The 24,598-nt window shown below is 64.7% G+C and carries 25 protein-coding genes; 13 read left to right on the top strand and 12 right to left on the bottom strand.

Annotated elements, in window-relative coordinates; all coding sequences use genetic code 11:
* Nucleotides 1-43 precede the first annotated feature (43 nt).
* Both AB0366_RS03195 and AB0366_RS03190 read left to right on the top strand, forming a co-directional pair.
* On the top strand, nt 44-1,141 hold the full coding sequence (locus AB0366_RS03195; RefSeq protein WP_187298412.1) for a ferredoxin reductase: 1,098 nt from the start codon (nt 44-46) through the stop codon (nt 1,139-1,141).
* Nucleotides 1,142-1,165: 24 nt separating this feature from the next.
* Nucleotides 1,166-2,608, top strand: a complete 1,443-nt coding sequence (locus AB0366_RS03190; RefSeq protein ID WP_121870876.1) for an acyl-CoA desaturase — start codon at nt 1,166-1,168, stop codon at nt 2,606-2,608.
* A gap of 92 nt (nt 2,609-2,700) precedes the next feature.
* On the opposite strand, the gene AB0366_RS03185 is transcribed toward AB0366_RS03190, so the two are convergent.
* Nucleotides 2,701-4,053, bottom strand: a complete 1,353-nt coding sequence (locus tag AB0366_RS03185; protein WP_128645279.1) for an MFS transporter — start codon at nt 4,051-4,053, stop codon at nt 2,701-2,703.
* 110 nt (nt 4,054-4,163) lie between these two features.
* A complete protein-coding gene (locus AB0366_RS03180; protein WP_121870874.1) occupies nt 4,164-5,051 on the bottom strand; it encodes a DUF5996 family protein in 888 nt (295 codons plus the stop codon).
* 141 nt (nt 5,052-5,192) lie between these two features.
* Here AB0366_RS03180 and AB0366_RS03175 point away from each other — a divergent pair, with 141 nt between their 5' ends.
* Nucleotides 5,193-6,014 (top strand): class I SAM-dependent methyltransferase, encoded by an 822-nt coding sequence (locus AB0366_RS03175; protein WP_366242664.1) that lies wholly within the window; start codon nt 5,193-5,195, stop codon nt 6,012-6,014.
* Nucleotides 6,015-6,018: 4 nt separating this feature from the next.
* Here the strand turns inward: AB0366_RS03175 and AB0366_RS03170 are convergent, their stop codons facing one another.
* Both AB0366_RS03170 and AB0366_RS03165 read right to left on the bottom strand, forming a co-directional pair.
* Entirely contained in the window at nt 6,019-6,459 is a 441-nt protein-coding gene (locus tag AB0366_RS03170) for an SRPBCC family protein (RefSeq protein ID WP_366242663.1), read from the bottom strand.
* A gap of 25 nt (nt 6,460-6,484) precedes the next feature.
* The gene (locus AB0366_RS03165; RefSeq protein WP_366242662.1) at nt 6,485-6,952 is read right to left on the bottom strand and encodes a polyketide cyclase; all 468 of its coding nucleotides are present in this window, start codon (nt 6,950-6,952) and stop codon (nt 6,485-6,487) included.
* Nucleotides 6,953-7,142: 190 nt separating this feature from the next.
* On the opposite strand from AB0366_RS03165, the gene AB0366_RS03160 reads away from it, so the two are divergent.
* Nucleotides 7,143-9,323, top strand: coding sequence for a glutamine synthetase III (locus AB0366_RS03160; RefSeq protein ID WP_366242661.1), 2,181 nt, complete (start codon nt 7,143-7,145; stop codon nt 9,321-9,323).
* Nucleotides 9,324-9,488: 165 nt separating this feature from the next.
* Entirely contained in the window at nt 9,489-10,562 is a 1,074-nt protein-coding gene (locus AB0366_RS03155; protein ID WP_366242660.1) for an alkene reductase, read from the top strand.
* A gap of 61 nt (nt 10,563-10,623) precedes the next feature.
* Here AB0366_RS03155 and AB0366_RS03150 read toward each other — a convergent pair whose 3' ends face one another.
* The 3 genes from AB0366_RS03150 to AB0366_RS03140 are packed head-to-tail and all read right to left on the bottom strand — an operon-like array spanning nt 10,624 to nt 13,662.
* Complete coding sequence (locus AB0366_RS03150) at nt 10,624-12,129, bottom strand: tripartite tricarboxylate transporter permease (RefSeq protein WP_121870868.1); 1,506 nt, start codon at nt 12,127-12,129, stop codon at nt 10,624-10,626.
* 16 nt (nt 12,130-12,145) lie between these two features.
* On the bottom strand, nt 12,146-12,676 hold the full coding sequence (locus AB0366_RS03145) for a tripartite tricarboxylate transporter TctB family protein (RefSeq protein ID WP_366242659.1): 531 nt from the start codon (nt 12,674-12,676) through the stop codon (nt 12,146-12,148).
* The gene (locus tag AB0366_RS03140) at nt 12,673-13,662 is read right to left on the bottom strand and encodes a tripartite tricarboxylate transporter substrate-binding protein (protein WP_366242658.1); all 990 of its coding nucleotides are present in this window, start codon (nt 13,660-13,662) and stop codon (nt 12,673-12,675) included. The genes AB0366_RS03145 and AB0366_RS03140 overlap by 4 nt, the downstream gene beginning before the upstream one ends.
* Before the next feature lie 103 nt (nt 13,663-13,765).
* On the opposite strand from AB0366_RS03140, the gene AB0366_RS03135 reads away from it, so the two are divergent.
* From AB0366_RS03135 to AB0366_RS03125, 3 genes are all read left to right on the top strand, one after another.
* Nucleotides 13,766-14,170 carry a universal stress protein gene (locus tag AB0366_RS03135; RefSeq protein ID WP_366242657.1) on the top strand — a complete coding sequence of 135 codons (405 nt, stop codon included), beginning with the start codon at nt 13,766-13,768 and terminating at the stop codon, nt 14,168-14,170.
* Between the two features lie 132 nt (nt 14,171-14,302).
* A complete protein-coding gene (locus tag AB0366_RS03130; protein ID WP_366242656.1) occupies nt 14,303-15,706 on the top strand; it encodes a hemolysin family protein in 1,404 nt (467 codons plus the stop codon).
* Entirely contained in the window at nt 15,703-16,722 is a 1,020-nt protein-coding gene (locus tag AB0366_RS03125; RefSeq protein ID WP_366242655.1) for a hemolysin family protein, read from the top strand. The genes AB0366_RS03130 and AB0366_RS03125 overlap by 4 nt, the downstream gene beginning before the upstream one ends.
* Before the next feature lie 317 nt (nt 16,723-17,039).
* Here the strand turns inward: AB0366_RS03125 and AB0366_RS03120 are convergent, their stop codons facing one another.
* Nucleotides 17,040-17,519: a DUF6764 family protein gene (locus tag AB0366_RS03120; protein WP_366242654.1), complete on the bottom strand. Its 480-nt coding sequence runs from the start codon at nt 17,517-17,519 to the stop codon at nt 17,040-17,042.
* Nucleotides 17,520-17,727: 208 nt separating this feature from the next.
* Between AB0366_RS03120 and AB0366_RS03115 the strand changes: the two genes are divergently transcribed.
* Complete coding sequence (locus AB0366_RS03115; RefSeq protein ID WP_366242653.1) at nt 17,728-18,078, top strand: VOC family protein; 351 nt, start codon at nt 17,728-17,730, stop codon at nt 18,076-18,078.
* 10 nt (nt 18,079-18,088) lie between these two features.
* Here AB0366_RS03115 and AB0366_RS03110 read toward each other — a convergent pair whose 3' ends face one another.
* Nucleotides 18,089-18,463, bottom strand: a complete 375-nt coding sequence (locus tag AB0366_RS03110; protein ID WP_366242652.1) for a helix-turn-helix domain-containing protein — start codon at nt 18,461-18,463, stop codon at nt 18,089-18,091.
* A 113-nt stretch (nt 18,464-18,576) separates the two neighbouring features.
* Between AB0366_RS03110 and AB0366_RS03105 the strand changes: the two genes are divergently transcribed.
* Nucleotides 18,577-19,431 (top strand): SDR family oxidoreductase, encoded by an 855-nt coding sequence (locus AB0366_RS03105; protein ID WP_366242651.1) that lies wholly within the window; start codon nt 18,577-18,579, stop codon nt 19,429-19,431.
* Nucleotides 19,432-19,490: 59 nt separating this feature from the next.
* Nucleotides 19,491-20,075, top strand: coding sequence for an FKBP-type peptidyl-prolyl cis-trans isomerase (locus tag AB0366_RS03100; protein WP_366242975.1), 585 nt, complete (start codon nt 19,491-19,493; stop codon nt 20,073-20,075).
* An 85-nt stretch (nt 20,076-20,160) separates the two neighbouring features.
* Here AB0366_RS03100 and AB0366_RS03095 read toward each other — a convergent pair whose 3' ends face one another.
* Nucleotides 20,161-20,790, bottom strand: a complete 630-nt coding sequence (locus AB0366_RS03095; protein ID WP_366242650.1) for a lipocalin family protein — start codon at nt 20,788-20,790, stop codon at nt 20,161-20,163.
* Nucleotides 20,787-22,781 (bottom strand): MMPL family transporter, encoded by a 1,995-nt coding sequence (locus AB0366_RS03090; protein WP_366242974.1) that lies wholly within the window; start codon nt 22,779-22,781, stop codon nt 20,787-20,789. Before AB0366_RS03090 ends, AB0366_RS03095 begins: the two co-directional genes overlap by 4 nt.
* Before the next feature lie 207 nt (nt 22,782-22,988).
* On the opposite strand from AB0366_RS03090, the gene AB0366_RS03085 reads away from it, so the two are divergent.
* Nucleotides 22,989-23,468, top strand: coding sequence for a MarR family winged helix-turn-helix transcriptional regulator (locus tag AB0366_RS03085; RefSeq protein WP_366242649.1), 480 nt, complete (start codon nt 22,989-22,991; stop codon nt 23,466-23,468).
* A 279-nt stretch (nt 23,469-23,747) separates the two neighbouring features.
* A complete protein-coding gene (locus AB0366_RS03080) occupies nt 23,748-24,086 on the top strand; it encodes an STAS domain-containing protein (RefSeq protein ID WP_366242648.1) in 339 nt (112 codons plus the stop codon).
* A 151-nt stretch (nt 24,087-24,237) separates the two neighbouring features.
* Here AB0366_RS03080 and AB0366_RS03075 read toward each other — a convergent pair whose 3' ends face one another.
* Nucleotides 24,238-24,426, bottom strand: a complete 189-nt coding sequence (locus AB0366_RS03075) for a hypothetical protein (RefSeq protein ID WP_121870857.1) — start codon at nt 24,424-24,426, stop codon at nt 24,238-24,240.
* Nucleotides 24,427-24,598: the final 172 nt, after the last annotated feature.

The following is a 24,598-nucleotide window of genomic DNA, read 5'->3' as shown; positions in this document are numbered from 1 at the left end:
GCAATTTCGGTGCACAGCTGTCCACGCGGGGTTACCGTTGAGTATGGCTGAACGGGGGGCCAAGCCCCAGGTTTCTTTTGTGAGACGGACGATGCTGCGCGCAGTCCGATCTTTGTTCAATCCGCTCCGGCCCGACGACTACCTGTCGATGATCAATCCGCTGTGGACCACCCGCGAGCTTCGGGGGAAGGTCGAGCGGGTGACACCGGAGGGCTCGGAGGCCGTCTCGGTCTACATCCGGCCCGGCTTCGAGTGGCAGGGCCATACGCCGGGACAGTACGTGCGGCTCGGGGTGCTGATCGACGGCCGCTATCACTGGAGGGCGTATTCACTCACCTCCGATCCGGACCCCGTGGACGGATTGGTCAGTGTCAGCCCCAAGCTCGTGCCCTCCGGGACGGTCTCGCCGTACCTGGTGGGAACGATCAGGACCGGAGACATCGTTCGGCTCAGCGAGGTGGAGGGTGAGTTCACCCTGCCGAGCCCGATTCCGGACAAAATGGTCTTCATCAGCGCGGGCAGTGGAATCACGCCCATCATCAGCATGTTGCGCGCCCTCGATCACCACGATCAGGTGCGCGACGTCGTGGTGGTGCACTCGGTGCACGACCGCAAGCAGTTGATGTTCGCCGAGACGCTCGACGAGCTCGACGCCAAACACGACGGTTTGACGGTGAAGTTGCGGATCACCAGCGACGAAGGTCGGATGAAAGCATCCGAACTGGACGAGTTGGTCCCGGATTGGCGTGATCGCGAAGCATTCTGCTCCGGACCGGGTGAACATCTGGACGATCTGCGTTCCTACTGGAAAGACCAGGGGGACTACGACAAGTTCCACCACGAGAGTTTCCAGCCCGTCATCGGCGGCGGAGACGATGCAGGTGAGGGCGGCACGGTCAAGTTCATCAACAGCAAGAAGGACGTCGAATGCGACGGTGGCACAACGATTCTCGCCGCAGGTGAGGAAGCCGGACTGGATCTGACGTTCGGTTGCCGCATCGGCATCTGCCACACCTGCGTGGGTACCCTGAAAAAGGGGCGTTTACGTGACCTACGTAACGGGGATATCTCCGAACCTACGGGGCAAGCGGTTCGGATCTGTGTCAACACTGCTGAGGGCGACATCGAAATCGAACTCTGATCAACACATCGAACAGGGGAATTCATGACGATCGACGAAACCACCAGGCGCACCACGACCAGTGACGAGCCGGTGAACCCACTGGCGCACCTGAGTGACGAGACCATTGCCGAACTCGCCAAGGAGTTCGACGCCATTCACGACGAGGTGTACGCCAGCCTCGGCGACAAGGACCGCAAGTACATCACCTCGGTGATCGCAGCCCAGCGCCAGTTGCTGGTCGCGGGACGAGTGTTGTTGCTCGGATCCACCAGCAAGCCGGCCTGGCTGGCGGGCACTGCGTGCCTCGGGATCGCGAAGATCCTCGAGAACATGGAGATCGGCCACAACGTCATGCACGGCCAGTGGGACTGGATGAACGATCCGGAGATCCACTCGTCCGTGTGGGATTGGGATACCGCCTCCACCGCGAACTCGTGGAAGCACTCGCACAACTACGTGCATCACACGTACACCAATATTCGCGGCAAGGACAAGGATCTCGGGTACGAGATCATGCGTATCGATCCGCGGCAGAAATGGCACCCCGCGTACTTGGCCCAGCCGTTCTACAACGTTCTGTTGATGGCGTTCTTCGAGTGGGGCGTGGCGCTGCACGACCTGGACATCGAAGCCATCCGACGCGGCGAGAAGCCGGTCAAGGATCTCGTCGAGGACCTCAAGGGCATCGGCGTCAAGGCACGCAAGCAGTTCGTCAAGGACTATGTGGGCTGGCCCATCATCAGCGCCGGTGCGTTCGCGCTGGCGCAGCTGGCCTCGGGTGGCCGGTTGCCCGAGAGCAAGAGGTCTCGTCTGGCGTCCAAGCTGCGTGGCTCCGCACGTTTCGGCAAGAACCGTCGCACCGCGGCACTGCTGGACAGCCGGTTCAGCGGGGTCGAGAGCACGTTCCTGTCGACGGTGGCCGCGAACTTCACCGCCAACATCATTCGTAACGTCTGGTCGAATGCCATCATCTTCTGCGGTCACTTCCCGGATCAGGCATACACCTTCAGCCAGGAAGAAGTGGAGAACGAGACTCGCGGCGGCTGGTACGTCCGTCAGCTCGTCGGTGCCGCCAATATCGACGGCGGACCACTGTTCCATCTGATGAGCGGCAACCTGAGCTACCAGGTGGAACATCACCTGTACCCGGATATGCCCAGCACTCGGTACTCGGACGTCGCGCCGAAGATCAAGGACATCTGCGAGCGCTACGAATTGCCCTACAACACCGGGCCGTTCTTTCAGCAGTGGGGAATGGTCCAGCGGACCATCGCCCGTCTGGCGTTCCCGGGCGGCAAGACTCGGCCGAAGCCGGGCCCCTACCGTCCCGAGGAGAGCTGGCGTCGCAAGTTCGCCGAGGGAGCCACCAAGGACAGCGAGGCCGCCAAGACGCGTGGTCGCGTTCCCGCCGGCCATCCAGCGGCCGGACCGGAGCACAACTCCGGCGGCGTCGACGTTCAGCCACCGCCCCGCGGCGACGACTAGAGATCGACCGCTCGAACCGACGAAGTACCGCGGCCACCCGATCATCGGGTGGCCGCGGTACTTCGTTGTTGGGGTTCCGTCGTTGCGGTCGATCAGGTCATGTCGACGTCCTTGGTCTCGATCAACCGCTTGGTGCACACCAGGCTGAGCACCGACAGCAGGGCCAGCATGACGCCGATGGAGATGCTGCCGAATGCAGCCGTGAGCGGTGCCGCGAGCATCGGCGGAATCGCGCCACCGAGGACGCCGGCGAGGTTGTAGCCCAAACCTGCTCCGGTGTAACGGAATCGAGTCTGGAACAGCTCGGGGAGCAGGGCTCCTGTCGGTCCGTAGGCCACTCCGAAGATGGCGAGCGTGACGCACATGCCGATCACGAATGCTGCGGGTGACCCGGTGTCGAGAACGGGGAACAGTGCGATCGACCAGGGAATCGCGAGCATGCACGCTCCCATGATCACTCGCCGTCGGCCGACGCGATCGGAGTAGGTCGCCGAGACCGCGATGGCGATTCCGAAGATGACCGCGGCGCCGATTCCGGTGATCAACACGAACGGGCGGTCGAATCCGAGGGTCTTGGTGCCGTAGCTCGTCAGGTACGCGGTCCCCATGTAGAAGAAGGCGAACAGGGATGCCAATGCGCCTGCAGCAGTGATGATTTCACGCTTCTGGATGCGCCAGGCGTCGAAGATCGGCAGTTTCGTCGGAGCCGCATTCGCCGGGGCCTGCTCCTCGGCGAGCTTGTTGGCGCGGAAGACCGGGGTCTCCTCGATGGCCAACCGCATGTACAGGCCGATGAGCACCAGAACGGCGCTGAGCAGGAACGGGATTCGCCAACCGTAATTGAGGAACGTCTCGTTGGTATCGCCGAGCAGCAGACCGGTCGCGAGGAATGTCGCACTGGAGAAGATGAAGGCTGCCGACGGTCCCAGCTGGGGGAACATCGCGTAGAAGCCACGTTTGCCGGGCGGTGCGTACTCGGCCGTGAGCAGGGTCGCGCCGGCCCATTCACCGCCGACCGCGAACCCTTGCCCGAATCTGAGCAGCACCAGGATGATCGGAGCGGCCACGCCGATCGTCTCCGCGCCGGGGAGCAGACCGATGGCGAACGTGGACACCCCCATCAGCAGCAGCGTCGAGATCAGGGTCTTCTTGCGACCGATACGGTCACCGAAGTGTCCGAACAGCACTGCGCCGACGGGCCTGGCGATGAACGCGACCGCGAACGTCGCGAACGAGGCCACAGTGCCTGCGGTGGAGCCGAGAGCCGGGAAGAATATCGTCGGGAAAACCAGCGCGGCTGCGGTGCCGTAGATGAAGAAGTCGTAGAACTCGATCGTCGTGCCGATGCCACTGGCGACAGCGACCCGGCGGACACTGGTCTTGGTCTGCACCGCAGGTGGCGTCGATGCGGACACACCCGGGTCGTCGGGTGAGACAGTGGTCATGGTTCCTCCGTTTTGTCGGGTATCGGGTAAATGTGCGATACCGAGTGCGACGAACGGTAGTGACCCGGGTCACCCCACGAATACCCCCGAATGGGGGGACCGGTCGAGGACTACTCCCAATGGGCGGTTTCGACGGCCGCTCGGTGGGTCTGCTCGAGAAAGGCCCTGAGCACGGCGTCGGGATCCTCGGCGGTGCGCACCGACCGATAGGGCAGGACGTATTCGCCGAGATCGCGATCGAAGTACGCCGGGGCAGTGACGGCCGGATGGCTGTCGTACCCCTCCGGATCGGGATACGCGTAGGCGTAGAAGACGCCCTCTGCGGCACCGCCCGGCCAGAAGCCGGCGCTGGAGACCTCGTCGCTGTAGGCCTCGTGCATCACCCAGTCCGGACAGTTCGGAATTCCGCCCGGGTGCTGTGGTGCGGGGCGACCCGAGAATCGAGTGACCGCGAGATCGAAAGCGCCCCAGAAGAAGTGCACCGGACTGGACTTTCCGCGGAAGTCGGCTCGGAAGGCCGAGAACACCCGATGTGCGCTCACGAGCGATCGCCAGAACTTCTCGATCGCGGCCGCGTCGTACGACGCATGCGAGACGTCTTCCGCGAACGGCGTGGCGTGCGTCAACTCGACGGGCACGCCCACCATCGGAGCGTCCACACCCAGTTGCGTCAGCAGGTCGAGGTACTCGGCGTAGAAGTCGGCGACGGTACGCGGTTCGAGCTTCATGCTCCGTCGCTCACCGTCGGTGGTGGCGAGTATCAGCCGGTGCTCGAGGAAATCGAAGCGAATCTCGAGCCCCCGATCGCCGAGCGGCATCAGCGACGTCGTCAGGCCCGACGCGTCGACGTACAGCGCAACGCCCCACCAGTGATTGATCGAGGGCGACAACGCCATTCGTGTCTTTCCGACGATCTGGGTCCACAGGTGCACGGTGTCGCGAGTGTCCACCCAACTGTCCACCTCGAGTCGAGGCCATGCGTCGTGAGAATTTGTCATGTGTCGATGATGCACGCTCGGCGGTGGCGGAGGCCACACTCGGTGCGTACTCGGCCTCAGGCGCACCTCAGGGTTCGCCGGTACCGTCTGCTCCAGGGGCGGGGCGCCTGTGTCTGCGGTCGGTGAAGCGGAGGTGATCGTATGTCCATAGACCACAATCGAGACGTGTTCGACAGCGCGCGGGTAGCCGCTGCATACGTGGAGTACGCCGGTCCCACCGATGGGTTTCTCGACCGTGGGGAGGCAGCGGCGCTGGTCGCGGCAGCCGGGGTTGCTCGCGGAACGCCGGTACTGGACGTGGGCGTCGGAAGTGGCCGAACCACGGCGCTGCTGCGATTGCTCAGCGACCGCTACGTCGCGATCGATTACGCACCGAACATGATCGAGGGCTTTCGGCGGAATTTCCCCGACCTGCCTGCGCACGTTGCCGATGCGCGCGATCTGGCGGACTTCACCGACGGCGAGTTCGGCTTGGTGGTGTTCAGCAACAACGGAATCGACACCGTGACACATGACGAACGGATTCGGGTACTCGCAGAATTCCACCGAGTTCTCGGCGAGTCCGGAATTCTGGTGTTCTCCACGCTCAACCGCAACGGACCGTCGTTCGGGGAGAAGCCGTTTCAGTTGAGCAGACCGACCCAACGGTTCACGTTCTCACTCGAGCGCGTCGTGACGGCCATCGGGAGGCGACTGCTCGATCCCGCCGGAGTCGTTCGCAGCGTTGCCAATTGGTGGTCTGCGCGCTCGAGGGTCGTCGATCGCGGAACGTGGGCCGTCGCTCCGCTCGCTGCGCACGACTTCGCTCCGTTCATGCACTTCACCACTGTGGCGGACGTGCGACGACTGGTGACCGATGCCGGGTTCACCATCTCCGAGATCTTCGCCGACGACGGTTCGATCGTGGCACCCGATGCCCTGGCGAGCTCGGCGGACAACTTCACCGTCGTCGCACGCAAGTAGGGCCTCAGCCCAGTCGCTCGAGCGCCTCGGTCATCTTCTCCACCGTCTCCGGAGCGACTTTCGCTTCGAATCCCGCTTTCAGAAACGGTCCGGCTACCTTGGCGGCACCGTTGAATTCGACCTTCGCGTGATAGTCGATTCGGGTCGAGTGTGATCCTTCGGCGGTCAACGTGATGTCGTCGACGCTGGTGGCCGTCTTGTTCTCACCTTCGAACACGATGTGATGGGGCTCGTCGGTGACCAACGTGTAGGTCAGTTCGGTCGTGATACCGAACAACTTCGAGACATTGTGCCACTGCGTGCCGACGGCAACCGGACCGTCGGAAATCTGCGTGCAACTCTGCGTCCCGGGATCCCACGCTGTCGCGTTGGAGAAGTCTCGGAGAAAGGCCGCGGCCTTCTCGATCGTGACTTCGGCGGTGAATGTTCTGGTGACGTCGACCATGAAGCTCTCTCTCTTTCTGTGCGGATCAGTCTTCGAGGCGGACGCCGAGATGGTCGGCGAGGCGGCGCATAGTGTCGACTATCTGGTCCTCGGTCACCCGAGGAAATCCGGCCATCTTCCGAAACTCGGGGTCGGTGACGCGAGACCAGTCGTAGACCTGAGTCAGCGCGGTGCGATCCGCCGAGACCGCGTCGAGCTCCCAGGACCACCGCGTACCGCGAGGCTCCATGCCCTGACGACGAGGAATCCAACCGATGCGCCGGTCCTGTTCGAATACGAACACGGTGTTCTCCATGACGTACTCGCCGAGCTCCGGCTGGTACATGTCCATTGCGAAGGTGTCGCCCACGGCTTCCAGCGGCGTCGGGTCGATCGCGCCGCGTAGCATTTCCGAGCCGTCGACAGCGGCCTGAACCTCGGGGTTGGCCAGTGCGGTGAACACCGAGGCAGGGGGCGCGTCGATCTCGCGGCGGACGGTCAGCTGGTCGGTCACAGGGCTCACTTTCGATTGTTTACGCTGGCTACGGAGTTACCCCCGTCTGCGCAGAAAGAAACTCCGATCGCCGTTTTTGCCTCGCAGTGGACACAACGACGAAACACGACCGCCACGTCGCATTCGTACAGTCGCCGAGTCGGACTCCGCAAAATCCAGCTGCGGAGCAGCACCTTGTCAAGGGGTAGCCATGAGTGGAAATACCGTCCGCCTGCAGGCGATCAAAGACGTCGAGGCGTATGTACCGCCTGCGGTCAGCTTCGTCGGAGACGAGAAGCCGGGCGAGATATTCGGTGAGAACGTCTTCAGCAAGGTCGTCATGCAGAAGCGTCTGCCCAAATCGGTCTTCAAGTCGGTGATGGCGACGATCGACAAAGGCAAGAAGCTCGACCCCATGGTCGCCGACGCTGTCGCGTCGGCAATGAAGGACTGGGCTCTCGAGAAAGGCGCGACGCACTACGCGCACGTCTTCTACCCCCTCACCGGATTGACGGCCGAGAAGCACGACAGTTTCTTCGACCCGGTCGGTGACGGCAGCGCACTCGCGGAATTCGCGGGCAAGACTCTGATCCAGGGCGAGCCCGACGCCTCGAGCTTCCCCAACGGCGGCCTGCGCAACACGTTCGAGGCGCGCGGATACACCGGCTGGGACGTCACCAGCCCGGCGTACGTGCTCGAGAACCCGAACGGCAACACCCTCTGTATCCCGACGGTGTTCGTCTCGATGACCGGTGAAGCCCTCGACCACAAGACGCCGCTGCTGCGCAGCCAGCAGGCGATGGGCGGTCATGCCGAGCGCATCCTGAAGCTCTTCGGCCACGAGAACATCGAGAACATCGTCTCGTTCTGTGGTCCCGAGCAGGAGTACTTCCTCGTCGACCGACACTTCTTCCTCGCCCGACCCGACCTGCTCAACGCGGGCCGCACCCTGTTCGGCTCGAAGCCGCCCAAGGGCCAGGAGTTCGACGACCACTACTTCGGTGCCATCCCCGAGCGTGTGCTCGGCTTCATGATGGACACCGAACGCGAGCTGTTCAAGCTCGGCATCCCGGCCAAGACCAGGCACAACGAGGTCGCACCAGGACAGTTCGAGATCGCCCCGATGTTCGAGCGTGGAAACATCGCGGCCGATCACCAGCAACTGCTGATGACGACCTTCAAGACCATCGCCAAGAAGCACGGCATGGAGTGCCTGTTCCACGAGAAGCCCTTCGAGGGCGTCAACGGTTCCGGCAAACACGTCAACTTCTCGCTCGGAAACTCCGACCTGGGATCGCTGCTCGTTCCCGGCGACAACCCACACGACAACGCGCAGTTCCTCGTCTTCTGTGCCGCCGTCATCCGCGCGGTACACAAGTACGGCGGCCTGCTGCGCGCCTCGGTGGCGTCGGCGACCAACGATCACCGCCTCGGCGCGAACGAGGCTCCGCCCGCGATCATCTCGATCTTCCTCGGCGATCAGCTCGCCGACGTGTTCGATCAGATCGCCAAGGGTGCAGCCACGTCGTCGAAGGGCAAGGGCACCATGATGATCGGTGCCGACACCCTTCCCGTGCTGCCGACCGATCCCGGCGACCGCAACCGAACCAGCCCGTTCGCCTTCACCGGCAACAGGTTCGAGTTCCGCGCCCCCGGTTCGATGCAGACCGTCAACGGCCCGATGGTCACGATCAACACGATCATGGCCGAGGCTCTCGACTACATGGCGACCAACCTCGAAGCGGCCGTCGCCGACGGCACCGATTTCGACACGGCCGTGCAGAATCTGTTGACGGAGATCATCACCGAACACGGCGCGGTGGTGTTCAACGGCGACGGCTACTCCGACAACTGGCAGATCGAGGCCGAGTCACGGGGCCTACCGAACCTGCGTACGACGCTCGACGCCTTGCCGGAGCTGATCTCGGACTCGGCGATGGAGCTGTTCGAGAAGTACAAGGTCTTCAACCACCGAGAAATGCACTCGCGCTACGAGATCGGACTCGAGCAGTACGCGCTGACTGTGTTCGTCGAAGCGCGGCTGACGCTCGAGATGGGTCAGACGTCCATCCTGCCCGCTGCGGTGCGCTACCAGACCGAGTTGGCGCAGAACGTCAGCGCGCTCAAGGGCGCAGGCGTCGACGACGTGGACATGACTGCGCTACAGGCAGTCTCGGCTCCACTGTCGGAGTTGCGCGCGGCTCTGGCGACGTTGAAGTCCGCTCTCGAGGCGGATCCGGGCGGCGACGCTCTGGCCGAGGCCACACACGCCAAGGACGAACTGCTGCCCGCGATGGCCGCCGTTCGTTCTGCAGCGGACACCCTGGAAGCGATGGTGGCCGACGATCTCTGGCCGCTGCCGACATACCAGGAGATGCTCTACATCCTTTAGTGCGCTACGCGCAGTGGTGTGGCTGAGTGCCGTCTGTGGCACTCGGTCACACCACTGTTGTTTTCGGGGTGAGCAATGTCTCGGACCGGAATAGCTTCGTGGAACTCCGTCGTTTCGAGTGAGCAGTGGCAAAGACTGTGCACGCACTCGTGAGGAGAGAGATCCATGAAGTTGTTTTCCCCGTTGACGCTCGGTGACCTGAAGCTCGACAACCGGCTGGTGATGGCCCCGCTGACGCGGGTGCGTTCGGGACGTAACGGAGTGCCTGGCCCGCTGGTGGTCGAGCACTACAAGCAGCGCGCATCCCTCGGTCTCATCGTCACCGAAGGCACCTACCCGAGCCACGCGGGCCAGGGGTTTCCGGGCCAGCCCGGGCTGGTGACGGACGAGCAGATCGCCGGCTGGCGCAACGTCACCGACGCAGTGCATGCCGACGGCGGATCGATCGTCGCGCAGGTGATGCACGCAGGTCGAGTGACGCACGAGGCGACGACGGGTGGCCACGAGGTCGTCGGACCCAGTGCGATCGCCATCGACGGCGAGACCCGCACCTACGAGGGCAAGAAGCCGTACCCCACCCCTCGTGCGCTGCGTGAAGACGAATTGCCCTCGGTGATCGCAGATTTCGTGCAGGCGTCGAAGAATGCCATCTCGGCCGGAATGGACGGCGTCGAGGTCCACGGTGCCAACGGGTACCTGCTGCACGAGTTCCTCTCGCCCGCCTCCAATCAGCGCGACGACGCGTACGGCGGCTCGCCCGAGAACCGGGCACGCTTCGTGGCCGAGGTGGTCGAAGCAGTGGCCGACGCGCTCGGAGCGGGCAAGGTGGGAATTCGCATCTCACCCGAGCACAACATCCAGGATGCGCTCGAGACGGATTCCGACGACGTGCGTGCCACCTACCGTGCCCTGGTCGAGCGGCTCGCACCGCTGGGGCTGGCGTACCTCAGCGTGCTGCACAAGGATCCGGCGGGCGAGCTCGTTCAGGATCTGCGGCAGGCGTTCGGCGGACCGGTGCTCGTCAACAGTGGCTTCGGTGAGATCACCACCCGCGACGAGGCTCTGTCACTGATGGAGGACGGTATCGGCGACGCCGTCGTCGTCGGGCGTCCGGCGATCGCGAACCCCGACCTCGCGTACCGCTGGCGTGAGGATCTGCCGTTGAACGAGCCGGATCAGAGCACCTTCTACTCCGAGGGTGCCAAGGGCTACACGGACTACCCAGCGTTCAGTGCCTAGCGGCAGTGGTGCGGTCGAGTGCCCTCCGGGGCACTCGACCGCACCACTGCGCGGAGCGCACTCAGAAGTCGGCGGTCTTGCGGGCGCGGACCTTGCTGACGATCGAGAACACCACGGCGATGATCATCAGTGCGTACAGCACGATGGTGATCGCGCTGCCGACCAGGATCGACGGGTCACCCTCGCTGACGGCCAATGCGCGACGCAGCGACTCCTCGGCCAGCGGGCCGAGGATCACCGCGATCAACACCGGTGCCAACGGAATGTCGTAGCGGCGCATCATGAAGCCGACGATGCCGAGCCCGAGCATGAAGATCAGATCCACGATCGAGGCACTCGATGCGTACACGCCGAGGGCGGCGAACACCGAGATGCCGGCGTAGAGGTAGTTCTTCGGGATCTTGAGCAGCTGCGCCCACAACGGTGCGAACGGCAGGTTGAGGATCAGCAGCACGATCATCGCCACGAACAGGCTGGCCAGTAGGGCCCAGACGATGTCGCCGCTGCGCTCGAACAACAGTGGTCCGGGCTGCATGCCGTACTGCTGGAAGGCAGCCAACATGATGGCCGCCGTCGCCGACGTCGGCAGACCCAGAGCCAGTAGCGCTCCCATTGCCGTTCCGGCCGTGGAGTTTCCCGCGGCCTCCGGCCCGGCGACACCGCGAATGGCGCCCTTGCCGAACATCGGCTTCTCGCGCTTGCGATCGAGCCTGCGCTCGGTGCCGTACGCCAGGAAGCTCGGCACTTCGGCACCGCCAGCGGGGATCACACCGAACGGCACACCGAATGCCGTGCCGCGCAACCAGGCCGGCATCGCATCGCGGAACTCGGCCTTGCTCAGCCAGGGGCGTCCCTGCGACTTGATGAGGCTTCGATCCTCGGGCCGACCGATCTTGGATGCGATGTGGATGACCTCACCGAGCGCGAGCATCGCGACGGTGATGACGACGATGTGAATGCCGTCGAACAGGGCAGGTACCTCGAACGTGAATCGTGAAGCGCCCGAGGGTCCGTCGATGCCGATCACGGCCAGGGTGAGGCCGATCAGCAGTGCGGTCAGACCCTTGAGAGCCGAGTCCGAGACCACGGCCGAGGTGGCGATGAACGCGAACACCGCGAGGGCGAGGTACTCGGCCGGGCCGAAGTTGGTCGCCAACGACGCGAGCGTGGGAGCGAAGAACACCACCAGGGTCGTGGCGACGATGCCGCCGATGAACGCGCCGATGGCCGAAGTGGCCAAAGCCTGTGGGGCCCGGCCGTTCTTGGCCATCCGGTGCCCCTCGAACGTCCCGGCGATCGCGGTGCTGTTGCCGGGGGTGTTCATCAGGATGCCGGAGATCGAATCGCCGAACAGACCACCGAAATACACTCCGGCGAACATGATCAGCGCGGCGGTGGGGTCGAGGGTGAAGGTGACGGGCAGCAGCAGGGCCACCGCCATGGCAGAGCCGAGACCGGGTAGGACGCCGACGGCAGTGCCGAGCAGCGCGCCGACGAACACCCAGACCAGGTTCATCGGTGTCAGCGCGGTGCCGAAACCGTCGATCAGATTACTCAATGAATCCATCGTGAAGTCAGCTCCGTCAGAAGATCTGGGCGAGAACGCCGCCGGGCAGGGTCAGGCCGAGGCCCGCGGAGAATGCAATCTGAATTGCGCTCGAGACCAGTAGCGCGACGGCCGCGTCGAACACGTACCGGCGACCACCCAATCCGACCGAGACACCCCAGAAGAGCAGCGCTCCGGCAAGAACCCAGCCGAGCGGGTCGAGCAGTGCGATGAACACGGCAACCGATCCGACGGTGATCGACAGGGTGCGCCAGTTGCTGACGGTGCCGGTGTGCGGCTTTCCGTCGGCGTCGACACCGCGGTCGATCACGTCGGGCTTGACCAACAATTGGATGGTGACCAACAGAGCGACGACGAAGCAGCCGCCGGCAACGATGGCCGGAAAGACCTGCGGGCCAGGTGATGTGGCCGTGGGTGGAACCTGCATCGTGACGGTTCCGTAGACCAGGAAGGCTCCGAGTGCGACGAGCAGCGCGGGAACGATCAGTCCACTGCGGCCCGTCCAGAACGATCGGGATGTGTCCGTGTCGGTAGTCGTCGTTGTCATACCAGCCCCAACTCCTCGAGAATTCCGGTGATTCGTTCCTGCTCCACGTCGAGGAATTCGCCGAATTCGTCTCCGGTCAGAACCGATTCCTTCCAACGGTTGCGTTCGACGGCCGTCGCCCACTGCTCGGTCTCGACCATCTCGGAGACGATCTCGATCAGAGTCTGTCGGTCCTCGTCCGAGATCCCCGGTGGGGCAACGATTCCGCGCCAGTTGACGAGGTCGACGTCGTAGCCCTGCTCGATGAATGTATCCACGTCGAATCCCTCGAGCGGCTCGGGCGAGGCGACTGCGAGTGCGCGCACGTTGCCGGCCTCGATCTGATCGCGGAAGTCGTTGAATCCACTGACTGCCACACCGACGGTGTTCGACAGCAGCGACGTGAGTACCTCACCGCCGCCGGAGTAGGCGATGTAATTGATTGCGGCCGGGTCGATGTCGGCTTCCTGTGCCAACTGGCCCGCGACGATGTGGTCGATTCCGCCGAGCGAACCGCCGCCGATCGGAAGGCCTCCGGGGTTGGCTCGCCACGCCTCGATCATGTCCTCGAGATTCTGGATCGGTGAATCCCTCGGCACGACGAACACTTCGAAGTCCTCGGCCAGTTTCGCGATCGGGACGGTGTCGGCCAGAGTCGTCTCGGAGTTGTTGATCGCGATACCGCCGAGCATGACGGTTCCGGTGATCATCACGGTGGTGGGCTGCCCGCTCAGGTTCTCGAGCTGGCTCAGACCGATCGTGCCGCCTGCGCCGGGGACGTTGACGACCTGGGCGTTGTTGACGATGCCGTCACTGCGCAGTGCCTGCTGCGATTCGCGGGCGACGAGATCCCAGCCGCCGCCCGCAGCGGCCGGTGCGATCAATGTGAGCTTGGCGCGAGCATCGGAGCCGCTGGCGCTGTTGGCGGCGTCGATTCCCGCGACAGTCACCGCTCCCACCACCGCCAATGCGCCGGCCGTTCGTAGGAGTGTGGGCGATATCGCCATCAGAGACCTTTCGTGTGGTGTGTCACAGCGTCAGGTTAGATACAGTCTGTCGGATTAGTCCAGTTCACAACTCTCCGAGGGCGATCCTCGGTGGATACGAGCAATGGGAGAGAACGTGTCGGTAGCGAGCGCAGTGGCAGTAGCGATGAGCAACACACCGGAGGGTCAGGAAGCATTGCGCCGCGGTGCCGCCGAGGCCGAGCTGCGTCAGGCCCCGTTGATCGTGTTGTCGGTGGTGGACCGGGATTCGGTGTCCGCGGACGACCGTAGCTCCGCTCAGTCCGAGGTCGAGCGAACGCTGCCGGGGATCGCGGCCACCGTGCGTGTCGAGCCCGACGGCGGCGACCCGGCCGGCGCTCTGGTCGATCTCGTCGCGGACGTCGGTGCGGGCATGGTCGTCATCGGTTCCAAGCGTCGTTCCGCGGTCGGCAAGTTCCTGATGGGCAGCACCGTGCAGCGGGTGCTGCTCGACTGCCCGGTACCCGTTCTCGTCGTCAAGGCGCCGTGACTTCCCTCGCGGCACGGTAGTATCGGACAAACTTCCCACCATACGACCCTGAGGAATCATGGACAGCGATAAACCCGGGCCGGACACGGCTCCCCGCACTACGGCTACTACGTGCGAGGCGGTGTCCGGCGAATGAGCGTAGTGCTCACTCTCTTGCTCGGCCTGCTCGTCGTTTTTCTCATCACCGTCGCGACCGGCTACTTCGTAGCTCAGGAATTCGCGTACATGACCGTCGACCGGTCCCGGCTCAAGGCTCGCGCCGAGGCCGGCGACGCCGTCGCGGCTCGTACCTTGACCGTCACCAAGCGCACGTCGTTCATGCTGTCCGGTGCACAGTTGGGCATCACGGTCACCGGCCTGCTGGTCGGCTACGTCGCCGAACCGCTGATCGGTCAGTCGTTCGGCGCAATTCTGGGCGGCGTCGGAGTGCCGACGGCAGTCGGTGTCGGCCTGGGCGCAGTTCTGGCGATCACGTTCGCGACGTTCGTGCAGATGCTCTTCGGCGAGCTGTTTCCCAAGAACTTCGCCATCGCTCGTCCCGAGCCGGTGGCCAGATGGCTGTCGCTCTCGACCACCATCTACCTCAAGCTCTTCGGCTGGTTGATCACCATCTTCGACCAGTCGTCGAACCTGTTGCTCAAGGCGCTCAAGATCGAGCCGGTGCACGACGTCGAGCATTCGGCCAGCCTGCGCGACCTCGAACACATCGTCTCGGACTCGCGGGAGACAGGCGATCTGCCCGACGAGTTGTCGACGTTGCTCGACCGCATCCTCGACTTCCCTACTCGCACAGTCGAACACGCGATGATTCCGCGTTCGCGCTCGGCGACGGTCCGCGATACCGACACCCTCGCCGAGGTCGCGGCCCTGATGGGTCAGGAACACTCTCGCTATCCGGTGCTCGACGACGACGACGGCATCGTCGGCGTGGTCCATCTCGCGGACGTCCTGTCGGCGACGGTGCCGGGTTCCACCCCGATCTCCGAGCTCACGCGTGATGCGTTGATCCTCCCGGAGATCCAGAGCCTGCCCGACGCGATGCGCGAGTTGCGCTCGACGAAGAACCAATTGGCTTGTGTGATCGACGAATACGGCGGTCTGACCGGCGTCATCACGATCGAGGACTTGGCCGAGGAACTGGTCGGCGAGATCACCGACGAGCACGACGACGACCTGTCCGATCCGAGTCCGGTCAGTGCCGACGACGGCAGCTGGACCATGGCCGGGGAGGTGCACGTCGACGAGGTCGAACGCGCCATCGGTATCGATCTGCCCGAGGGCGATTACGAGACCATCGCCGGTTTTGCCATCGCGCACAACGGATCTCTCCCCGACGTCGGGGAACGGATCGAAGTGGACCTACCACCGGACAACGCCGATCTGGCGAACGACGAGGAGAGTCCCATTCGCTTCGTGATCCTCGAGATCGAGGAGATCGACAGCCACGTCCCGTCCCTGCTGACCCTGACACTCGGCGAGCGTGACCCCGAGCACGACGACGAGTCGGCCGAGACGAAGGAAAGTGTGCACCGATGAGCAACATCTGGGTCTTCCTGGCCGTCACGATCGGCCTCATCGCTGCCAGTGCGTTCTTCGTGGCCGTCGAGTTCGCGCTGTTGGCCGCCAAGCGGCATCGGCTCGAGGACGCGGCTCCCAATTCACGGGCCGCGCGTGCCGCTCTGCGCAGCTCGTCCGAGCTGACCGTTCTGCTCGCCGGCTCGCAACTCGGCATCACGGTCTGCACCCTCGGCCTCGGAGCGACGACGAAGCCGGCGGTGCACTATTGGCTCACGCCGCTGTTCGAGAGCGGCGGCCTGCCGTACTGGTTCGCCGACGTTCTCGGCTTCGTGCTCGCGCTGATCGTCGTCACCTTCCTGCACCTGGTGGTCGGTGAGATGGCTCCGAAGTCCTGGGCAATCGCCCATCCGGAGAAGTCCGCGACGATGCTCGCAATCCCGATGCGCGGGTTCATGTTCCTGACGCGTCCAGTACTGACGGCGCTGAACAACATGGCGAACTGGTGCCTGCGACGGGTTGGCGTCGAGCCGGCCGACACCGTGGGTACGGGCCAGAACGCGGACGATCTGCGTCAGCTGGTGGAGCATTCGGTGAACGTCGGTGCTCTCGACGCCAGCTACCAGGCGCAGATCTCGAGTGCGCTCGAACTGCAGGAACTGACCGTCGGTGACCTGGTGCGCCAGTTCGGCAAGCCCACGTCGGTACCGTCGACGGCGACCATCGCCGACGTGCGCGAGGCCTCGCGTCGCTCGGGGCATCTGCGGATTCTGGTCAGCGACGCGGACGTGGTCAAGGGCGTGGTGCACGTGCGCGATACGTTGACCTCTCCGCAGACCCTGGCCGAGATCACGCGTCCGGCATACACGCTGGAGGCGACTACGCCGGTATACGTTGCCCTGCAGTCGATGCGCGAGACCCGGCATCACCTGGCACTGGTGGTCGACGGTTCGGCGGCGGCGGACGATCCGGCGCGCAGCGTCGGCGTCGTGACCTTGTCCGATGTGCTGACCCGGCTGTTGCCCCAGCCCGTCTGATTCGGTTTCGAACGAGGCATCCCCGCCCGGCCTGCGTGGCCGAGCGGGGATGCCTTTGTCGTGTCGGGTCCTGGATTTCAGACCGGGGCGACAACCAGCAGGTGTGCCCAGTACGACGCGACGTCGTGGCCGAGTTGGGGGAGCAGAACGTCGTAGAGCAGGTAGGACATCATTGCCGTCGAACTCCTTGTTCAGCGGGCCGTTGCCGACTCGCGTTCCGAGACTGTGGGTGACCGAGACTGTAGGTCACCCAGACTGTAGATCACGCGGCCTTCGGTCACATCCATATCGCCCACTCGCGCCCCCCGTGGCGTGCGTCAGCCGATGCAGCCCTGCAGGGTGGTGAAGCTGCCGGCAATTCCGGCACCGTCGCACACTGCGCCGGTCGGGGTGAGGGTGATGGTGGAGCCGGGTGCTGCCACCGCGATGGAGAGCCCGAGGCCGGCCGCGGTGTTCTGTGCGACGGCACCGGGGCCGAAGGCGATCGCTGCAGGCGCGCCACCGAAACTGCCGTTGCTGACTGCAGTTCCACCGTTCAGCCCGAGTGCCAGGGCTGCTGCGTTGTCCATTGCCTCGGCCGAACCCCACCCCTCGAGCCCGAGGCCGGCTGCCGCGCTCGCGCCGTCTGCCGAGCTGTCGCACTGCGATCCTCCGACGAGCGCAGCGATATCGGCCCCTCCCGGTGCGGTGGTGCAGGCGACCGGCGCTGCGGATGCGGTGCCGGGTACCAGCGCCGCGAACGCACACGCGAATCCGAATGCTGCCGCTCCGCCGACAATCCTCTTGGTGTGGAACATGGTGAATGCCTCCCCAGATCAGTGCGTCGGCACCGGTGTGCCGAGCGTGTCGGTCGCCGGGCCGATGTCGCACACGGCCCTCGCGTCCTGGCATCGAGTCTCGACGGGTCCGAACGCGGCACGGGTTCGGCATCATCACGGAAGCATCTCGTTAGTATCACGCTGAGATAACGCCCTTGTGGGTGCTCGCGGCCTCTAGGATCGGTCTGTGATCGGGCGGATGGACGAGGTCGTCTTCGACTGTGCGGAGCCGGCGTTGCTGGCGGAATTCTGGGCCGAGGTGCTCGGCGGCGAGCCGATGGTGCGCGATGAGCGCTGGCATTACGTCGACGTTCCCGGGTTCACTCGGCTCGCGTTTCAGCGAGTACCGGAGGGCAAGTCGGGCAAGAATCGACTCCACCTCGACGTCGCGGTATCGGATATCGACCATGCCGTCGGGCAGGCGGTTGTTCTGGGCGCGACGGTTCTCGGCGAACGACACTCCGACGCGGCGGGAACCTTTCAGGTTCTCCTCGACCCCGAGGGCAACGAGTGGTGCCTGGTGACGCCACCCGCGTGAGCCCGGTCGATCAGCGGGCGTCGTGTTCGGCGCGTGATTCGAGGACGGCAGGCATGTTGCCCTCGATGAGTTCGATGAGGTCGCTCAATCGGGTACCGACGTCGCGTCCCAGCGGGGTGAGGCTGTACTCCACCTTCGGTGGGATGGTCCCCTGCACGGTGCGAATCACGAGGCCGTCTCGCTCCAGGGTTTGCAGGGTCTGCGAGAGCATGCGTTCGCTGACGCCGTCGACGCGTCGGCGCAACGCATTGAATCGGTAGTCACCCTCGGTGAGCGCGGCGAGCGCGAGCACGCCCCACCTGCTGGTGGCGTTCTGCAAGGTCTGCCTCGACGCACAGTCACGCGCGAAGACGGACGCTTCGAGTGATTCTGCGGGCTCGGGCATATCGCCATGCTAGCGCATGCGAAAGAGTGAGTGATGACTTCAGGGGTTGCACTGTACGAAAAGTAAGTGCATAGTGATGTGGTACTTGAAACCTCAACCTCAGGAGCTCGATCATGACCACAGCGGTAACCGGAGCAACGGGCAACCTCGGCGGACTCGTCGTCGACGCACTCATCGAGCGTGGCGTCGCACCCGCCGAGATCGTGGCGATCGTCCGAAACGCAGACAAGGCCTCGCCGCTCGCCGAACGAGGCGTCGTGGTTCGGGTCGCCGACTACTCCGATTCCGCCGCGATGACGGCGGCTCTCGCGGGCGTCGACAAGCTGCTGCTCGTCTCGGGCTCGGAGGTAGGTCAGCGAATTGCGCAGCACACCAACGTGATCGAGGCAGCGGAGGGTGCCGGAGTGGGCCTCATCGCCTACACCAGCCTGCTCGCCGCCGATACGTCCGGAGTGAGCCTCGCGCCCGAGCACAAGGCCACCGAGGAACGCCTCGCCGCGTCCAGCATTCCCGCGGTATTCCTGCGCAACGGCTGGTACTGGGAGAACTACCTCGGCTCGCTCGCGCAGACCATCGAGGGCGGAGTGCTCCTCGGTGCGGCAGGCAACGGCAAGCTCGCCGCCGCGTCTCGCGTCGACTTCGCCGCCGCGGCCGCCGCCGTGCTGACACTCGATGATCAAGGCGGAAAGATCTACGAGCTCGGCGGCGACGAACGCCTCACCTACGCCGAGCTCGCGGCGGTCATCAGCGAGATCTCCGGCAAGCCGATCGTCTACAAGGACGTCTCCGAGTCCGAGTACACCGCGATTCTCCAGGGCGCGGGACTGCCCGACTTCGTGGCAAGCATGTTGGCCAGCGCGGACGCAGGAATCGCTCGCGGCGAGCTCGACTCCGATTCCGGAGACCTGCAGGCCCTGATCGGTCGAGCATCGACCCCGGTCGCAGACGTACTCCGCGCCGCAGTGTGACGGGCATCGGAGGCAGTACTTGTAGCGTGGGCGCGGTGAATCACTCCTACACCCGCACCATGTTCCTGGCCGCCTCCGTCTCGCTCGTCCTGCTGACGGGTGCATGCAGCTCGGACTCGGACTCCTCGTCCCCGGTGACCTCCACGTCGTCCGCTTCGTCCGACGCTGCTGCCCCGGCCGCCTCGAGCACCTGCCCCACGGCGACACCCGACGCCGCAGCCACCCCCGAATGGACGCTCGACGGGGACTCCGGCAGCATCGCCGTCGTCGGATCCACCGACACGGCCGCGCCCGCGGTCACCGTCGACACACCGTTCAGCGTCGCCGAGACGCAGGTCGAAACACTGGCAGCGGGGGACGGGCCGGTCATCGCAGCCGACGCCGAGGTGTCCGTCTGCTACATGGGCGTCAACGGACGCACCGGGGAGACGTTCGACAGCAGCTTCGATCGGGGTGCACCGGTCGAATTCCCACTCGACGGCGTCGTCGCCGGCTTCCAGAAGGCCATCGCCGGACAGACTGTCGGCTCGACCGTCGCCGTGGCAGTAACCTCGGCCGACGGATACGCGACCGGCAATCCGGCGGCCGGAATCGAGCCGGGAGACAGCTTGATCTTCGCGATCTCGATCCTGTCCGCGAGCTGAATCCGGCTCCGCCGGAGCTCGTGCGCGTTTTGCGTACCCAGAGCTACGCAAAACGCGCACGAGGGGTGGTGCGGCTCCGTCGGACTTACACCGTCGAGAGCTGCTGAATCGTCGTCGCGCCGCCCGGGGTGGGCGTCGTGGTGATGAAGTTCGAGTCGTAGCCCAGCGATTCGACGACGCTGCGGATCCCGCGGAACTGCTCGACGCTGACGTCGGGCGTGCGCTTGAGCACGAATCCGGACGTGCGGTTGGGGCTTCCCACGAACGCCCACGAGTAGTCGTCGGCGATGTAGGCGACGATGTAGTTGGTCGGCCCGTCGAGGCTCTCCTGGGTGGGCACTCCCGGGAAGCTCACGTGCAGTTGGGCATTGGTGACGGTGTCGTTGACCCGAGCGTTGCCGACGATGCGGTTCTCGCCACCGGTCCAGGTGGTGCAGGTGTTCTCGACGCGAATGTTGGATTCGTCGATCATCTGGTAGTTCGCCTGGGTGTCGCGGGCGCAGATCAGGTTGAACGGCTGCGGCACCGCGGCAACCTGGTTCCAGGTGCCCAGGTAGCGCTCGACATCGAGTGACGGGATCGGAGCCAGTGGCTCGAGACCGACCGATCCCAGGGGCCCGACCGGCTGAGCCTGAGCCGGGGCCGCGGTCAGCAGTGCGCCTGCGGCGAGGGCACCGACAAGTGCGGTTCGGCCGAATGCGTTGCGGATCTTCATGAATTTGCTCCTTGTGTTGTGTTCTTGCTCGAGTCGATCCTGTTCGGCCACCAGATCCCCGGGCCGATGAGGGTGAACAGGGCGGGAATCACGACGGTACGTACCACGAAGGTATCGAGCAGAATGCCGAGTCCGACGATGATGCCGAGTTGGGTCAGGGTGATCAGCGGTAGGACGCCGAGCACGCAGAAGACGGCTGCCAGAACGATTCCCGCGCTCGTGATGACACCTCCGGTGGCCGACACGGCCCGCACGATGGCAGACCTGGTGCCGTGCTCGGGCGTCTCCTCGCGGGTGCGAGTGACCAGGAAGATGGTGTAGTCCACGCCGAGAGCTACCAGGAACAGGAACGCGAACAGCGGAGTGTTGTCGTCGAGGGCGGGGAATCCGAAGACGTGCAGGCTCACCCAGCTGCCGATCCCGATCGCGGCCACTGCGCTCAATACCGTTGTGACAACCAGGATCACGGGTGCGATGAGGGCGCGCAGCAGCACCAGAAGCACGGCGAGCACGACCACGAGGATTGCGGGAATGACCACGAGGCGATCGCGGGCCGCTGCGTCGGAGGTGTCGAGTGCCTTGGCGTCGCTGCCGCCTACCTGTGCTCGGTCCACGCCGGTGACTGCGGCGCGGAGGTCCTTCACGACGGCGAACGACTCGTCGGATGCGGGGGCCGCATCGGTGACGACCGACAAGCGTGTGAGCCCGGTATCGGAATCTGCGACGCGATCGACCGAGACGACTCCGTCGATGCCCTGAGCGGTGCCGATGACTGCGTCGATGTCTGCGGTGGGAGCGAGGACCGTCATCGGATCGGCGGACCCGGCCGGAAAGTGTTGCGAGAGAGTGTCGAAGCCCTCGACGGACTCGGCGGTGACGCGGAACTGCTCGGTTTGCGAGAGACCGATCTGGGTCCCGAACAGTGCGGCGCAGCAGGCCAGGAGCGCGACGATCGTGACCGAGGCGGTGGCTACGGGGCGTCGGGCAACGCCTGCGGCGATCGAGTGCCACACGCCCTCAGTGGTGGTGTCCCGGTCCGATTCCTTGGGAACGAACGGCCAGAACAGCTTCGGGCCACACAGTGCCAGCAGGGGCGGCAGTACGAACAGGACGAACACTGCTGCGACGACGAGTCCGGCCGCGGCCAGCGCCCCCAGGCTGCGGGTGCTCGGCAGCATCGCCAGGAGCAAGGTCAGCAAGGCCAGCACGACGGTCGCGTTGCTGGCGAGGATGGCGGGGCCGGCCTGGCGAACGGCGCGGTGCAGGGCGAGGCGATGATCGGACTCGCGACGCAGCTCCTCGCGGTATCGAGAGATGAGCAGCAGTGCGTAATTCGTGCCTGCACCGAACACCAGGACGCTGGTGATTCCCGAGGTCGAACCGTCGAAGGAGAGGCCGGTGGCCTCGGCGAGCACGGTGCCGACGGTGGTGGCGAATCGGTCGGCGAAACCGATGACGGCCAAGGGCACCAACCACAGGATCGGTGATCGGTAGGTGACGATGAGGAGGACGGCGACCACGAGTGCAGTGACGGCCAGAAGCGTGATGTTGGCACCGGAGAAGGAGTTCGCGATGTCGGCACCGAACGCGGGTCCGCCGGTGACCTGAGCAGTCAGATCGGGCGAGAGGCCGTCGGTTGCAGCGGACCGCAGTTCGGTGATGAGTTCGTTGAGCGTGAAGCCCGACAACTCGGAATCGACCTGGACCAGCGCAATCGCAGCTTTGCCGTCGGGTGCGACGATCGGGGGCGGGCCGGGCTCGTCCGGCACCGAGCGATCGACGGCGAGCAGCCTGCTCTGTGCGGCAGCTGCGCCCTCGATATCGGCCGGTGTCAGGTCGCCACCGTCGGCGCGGCTCAGCACCAGAATCACGGGTGCGGTGTCGGAGTCGGGGAACTGGGAGAGGAGCTCGTCCACCTGGTAGGACTCGGCCGATGTCGGCAACGAGTTGGGCGATTGGTCGGCGGAATCGTTGCTGCCCACCAACCCCATCACGGCGACCGCGAGGATGAAGATCGCTGCCGCCAGGGCGCCGGATCTGCGCCCGGTGGCCGCAGCCGCGACGCGGTCCCAGACGGTCTTGTTCTCGGTTCGAGTGCTGTCCACGGTCAAACAATCTCATTTACTTAGATATTAAGCAACTGAATCTCTTGCGGGCAGTAGTCTGACGTTGACCGCAGCGAAGGAGTTACCACCGACATGGCCGACCGAAACCACCTCGAATCCGCGATTGCCGCGGATCTACGAGCGATGTCGTCGGTCTCCGAACAGATCGGCCAAGTGTTCGGTGCTCTGCACAGCCTGCGGCCCAACGACTTTCGTGCGCTTCTTCACGTCATGGTTGCCGACGTCGAGGGTGCGCCGCTGACGGCGGGGGAGCTGGGCACGATGCTGGGGCTGTCGTCCGCGGCGATGACCTACCTCGTCGAGCGCATGATCGCCTCCGGTCACATCCGCCGCGAATCCGACGCATCCGATCGCCGCAAGGTAATTCTGCGATACGACGAGCATGGGATGGAGGTCGCTCGCGGGTTCTTCGGGCCCCTCGGCAGGCGCACGAGCACCGCGTTGGCGGACCTTCCCGATGCCGATCTCGCCGCCGCGCATCGGGTGTTCGAAGCGCTCATCGGAGCCATGCGAGAACATCACGCCGACCTGGGAAGCAGCGGTCGAGCGTAGGGGCTGCGCCCGGGTTCAGTGTTCGAAACGCTGGTGGGCGGCCTGCTCGAGCCAATGCTGGACTCCGAGCGTGCAGTTGCCGTAAGGTTGGCCGCGGTTGAGCTAACAGCCGGTCACGGGGAAACGCAGCGAAGTCGGCGTCCGGGTCAGGCAACATTCTGCTCCCGCTGCGTCAATCGGTTTCCCCCTCAGTTCGACCGATCGATGGGATCTGCCATGAGTGTTGAATCTTCAGGCAACAAAGTTCGAACCACCCCGGTGACTGTCGCGGAGAAGTCCGTGTCCGTCGCAGCAACCGGAGCAATCTTTACCGCGCACGACGGTCCCGACGGCTCGCTCGTCGTCGCCGTCCACGGCGACATCGACATGCGCAGCGCGCCGATGTTCTCCGATTTCGTCTGCAGCCGCGTGTCCAGCAAACGGCATGTCACCCTCGACCTGTCCAATGTCGAATTCTTCGGCATCGCAGGTCTCACCGTCTTCGATGCAGTCCGTGAGTACACGGCAGGCATCGAAGCATCATGGTCGATCGTCGCAGGACGCTCGGTCTCACGTCTGATCCAGGTCGCCGACCTCGAGTCCACGATTCCGACGGCTCGTCCTTCGAACGACCAGTAATACTCCGGCGGTCATCGCCGCGACAAGAGGTGGGCAGCTCCAGTACAGGGGCTGCCCACTGTTCGTTCACTACCTCGGGTAAGAGCGGACGGCCCCGCGCTCGGCTGAGCCGACCTGCGGAGCCGTCCGAAATCCCTGCGGTGCAACCGAACTAGTCTTTGGTTCCCTCGGAGTCGCTGAAGAACGCCCACTCGCCGTCGTGCTCGACCTCGAGTCGCCACCCCAACTCCTCGTTGTCGGCGCGGCTGTCCTTGAACCAGGCGTGCGCGTCCTCGGAACTGGAAATGTCCTTGGTCGCGGCGACGGTTCCATGCGGATCGATAACTCTGTAATTTGCCATGCAGCCAGGGTGCCCCGATGTCGCAGAACCTAATCCACGGTGGGACGCGGTGGCCGACCCTGAGATCCGCAAACGCGCGCGCATTCGTCGAATGCGCGCGAAATCGCCTCGGATACGACGCGATACTGCGCGCACCTGGCAAACGCGCGCGCGTTTGCGGCGACCGGGTGGG

Source organism: Rhodococcus sp. NPDC076796 (genome assembly GCF_040702765.1).
Lineage (GTDB): Bacteria > Actinomycetota > Actinomycetes > Mycobacteriales > Mycobacteriaceae > Rhodococcoides.
This window is presented reverse-complemented; position numbering and strand designations above follow the sequence as displayed.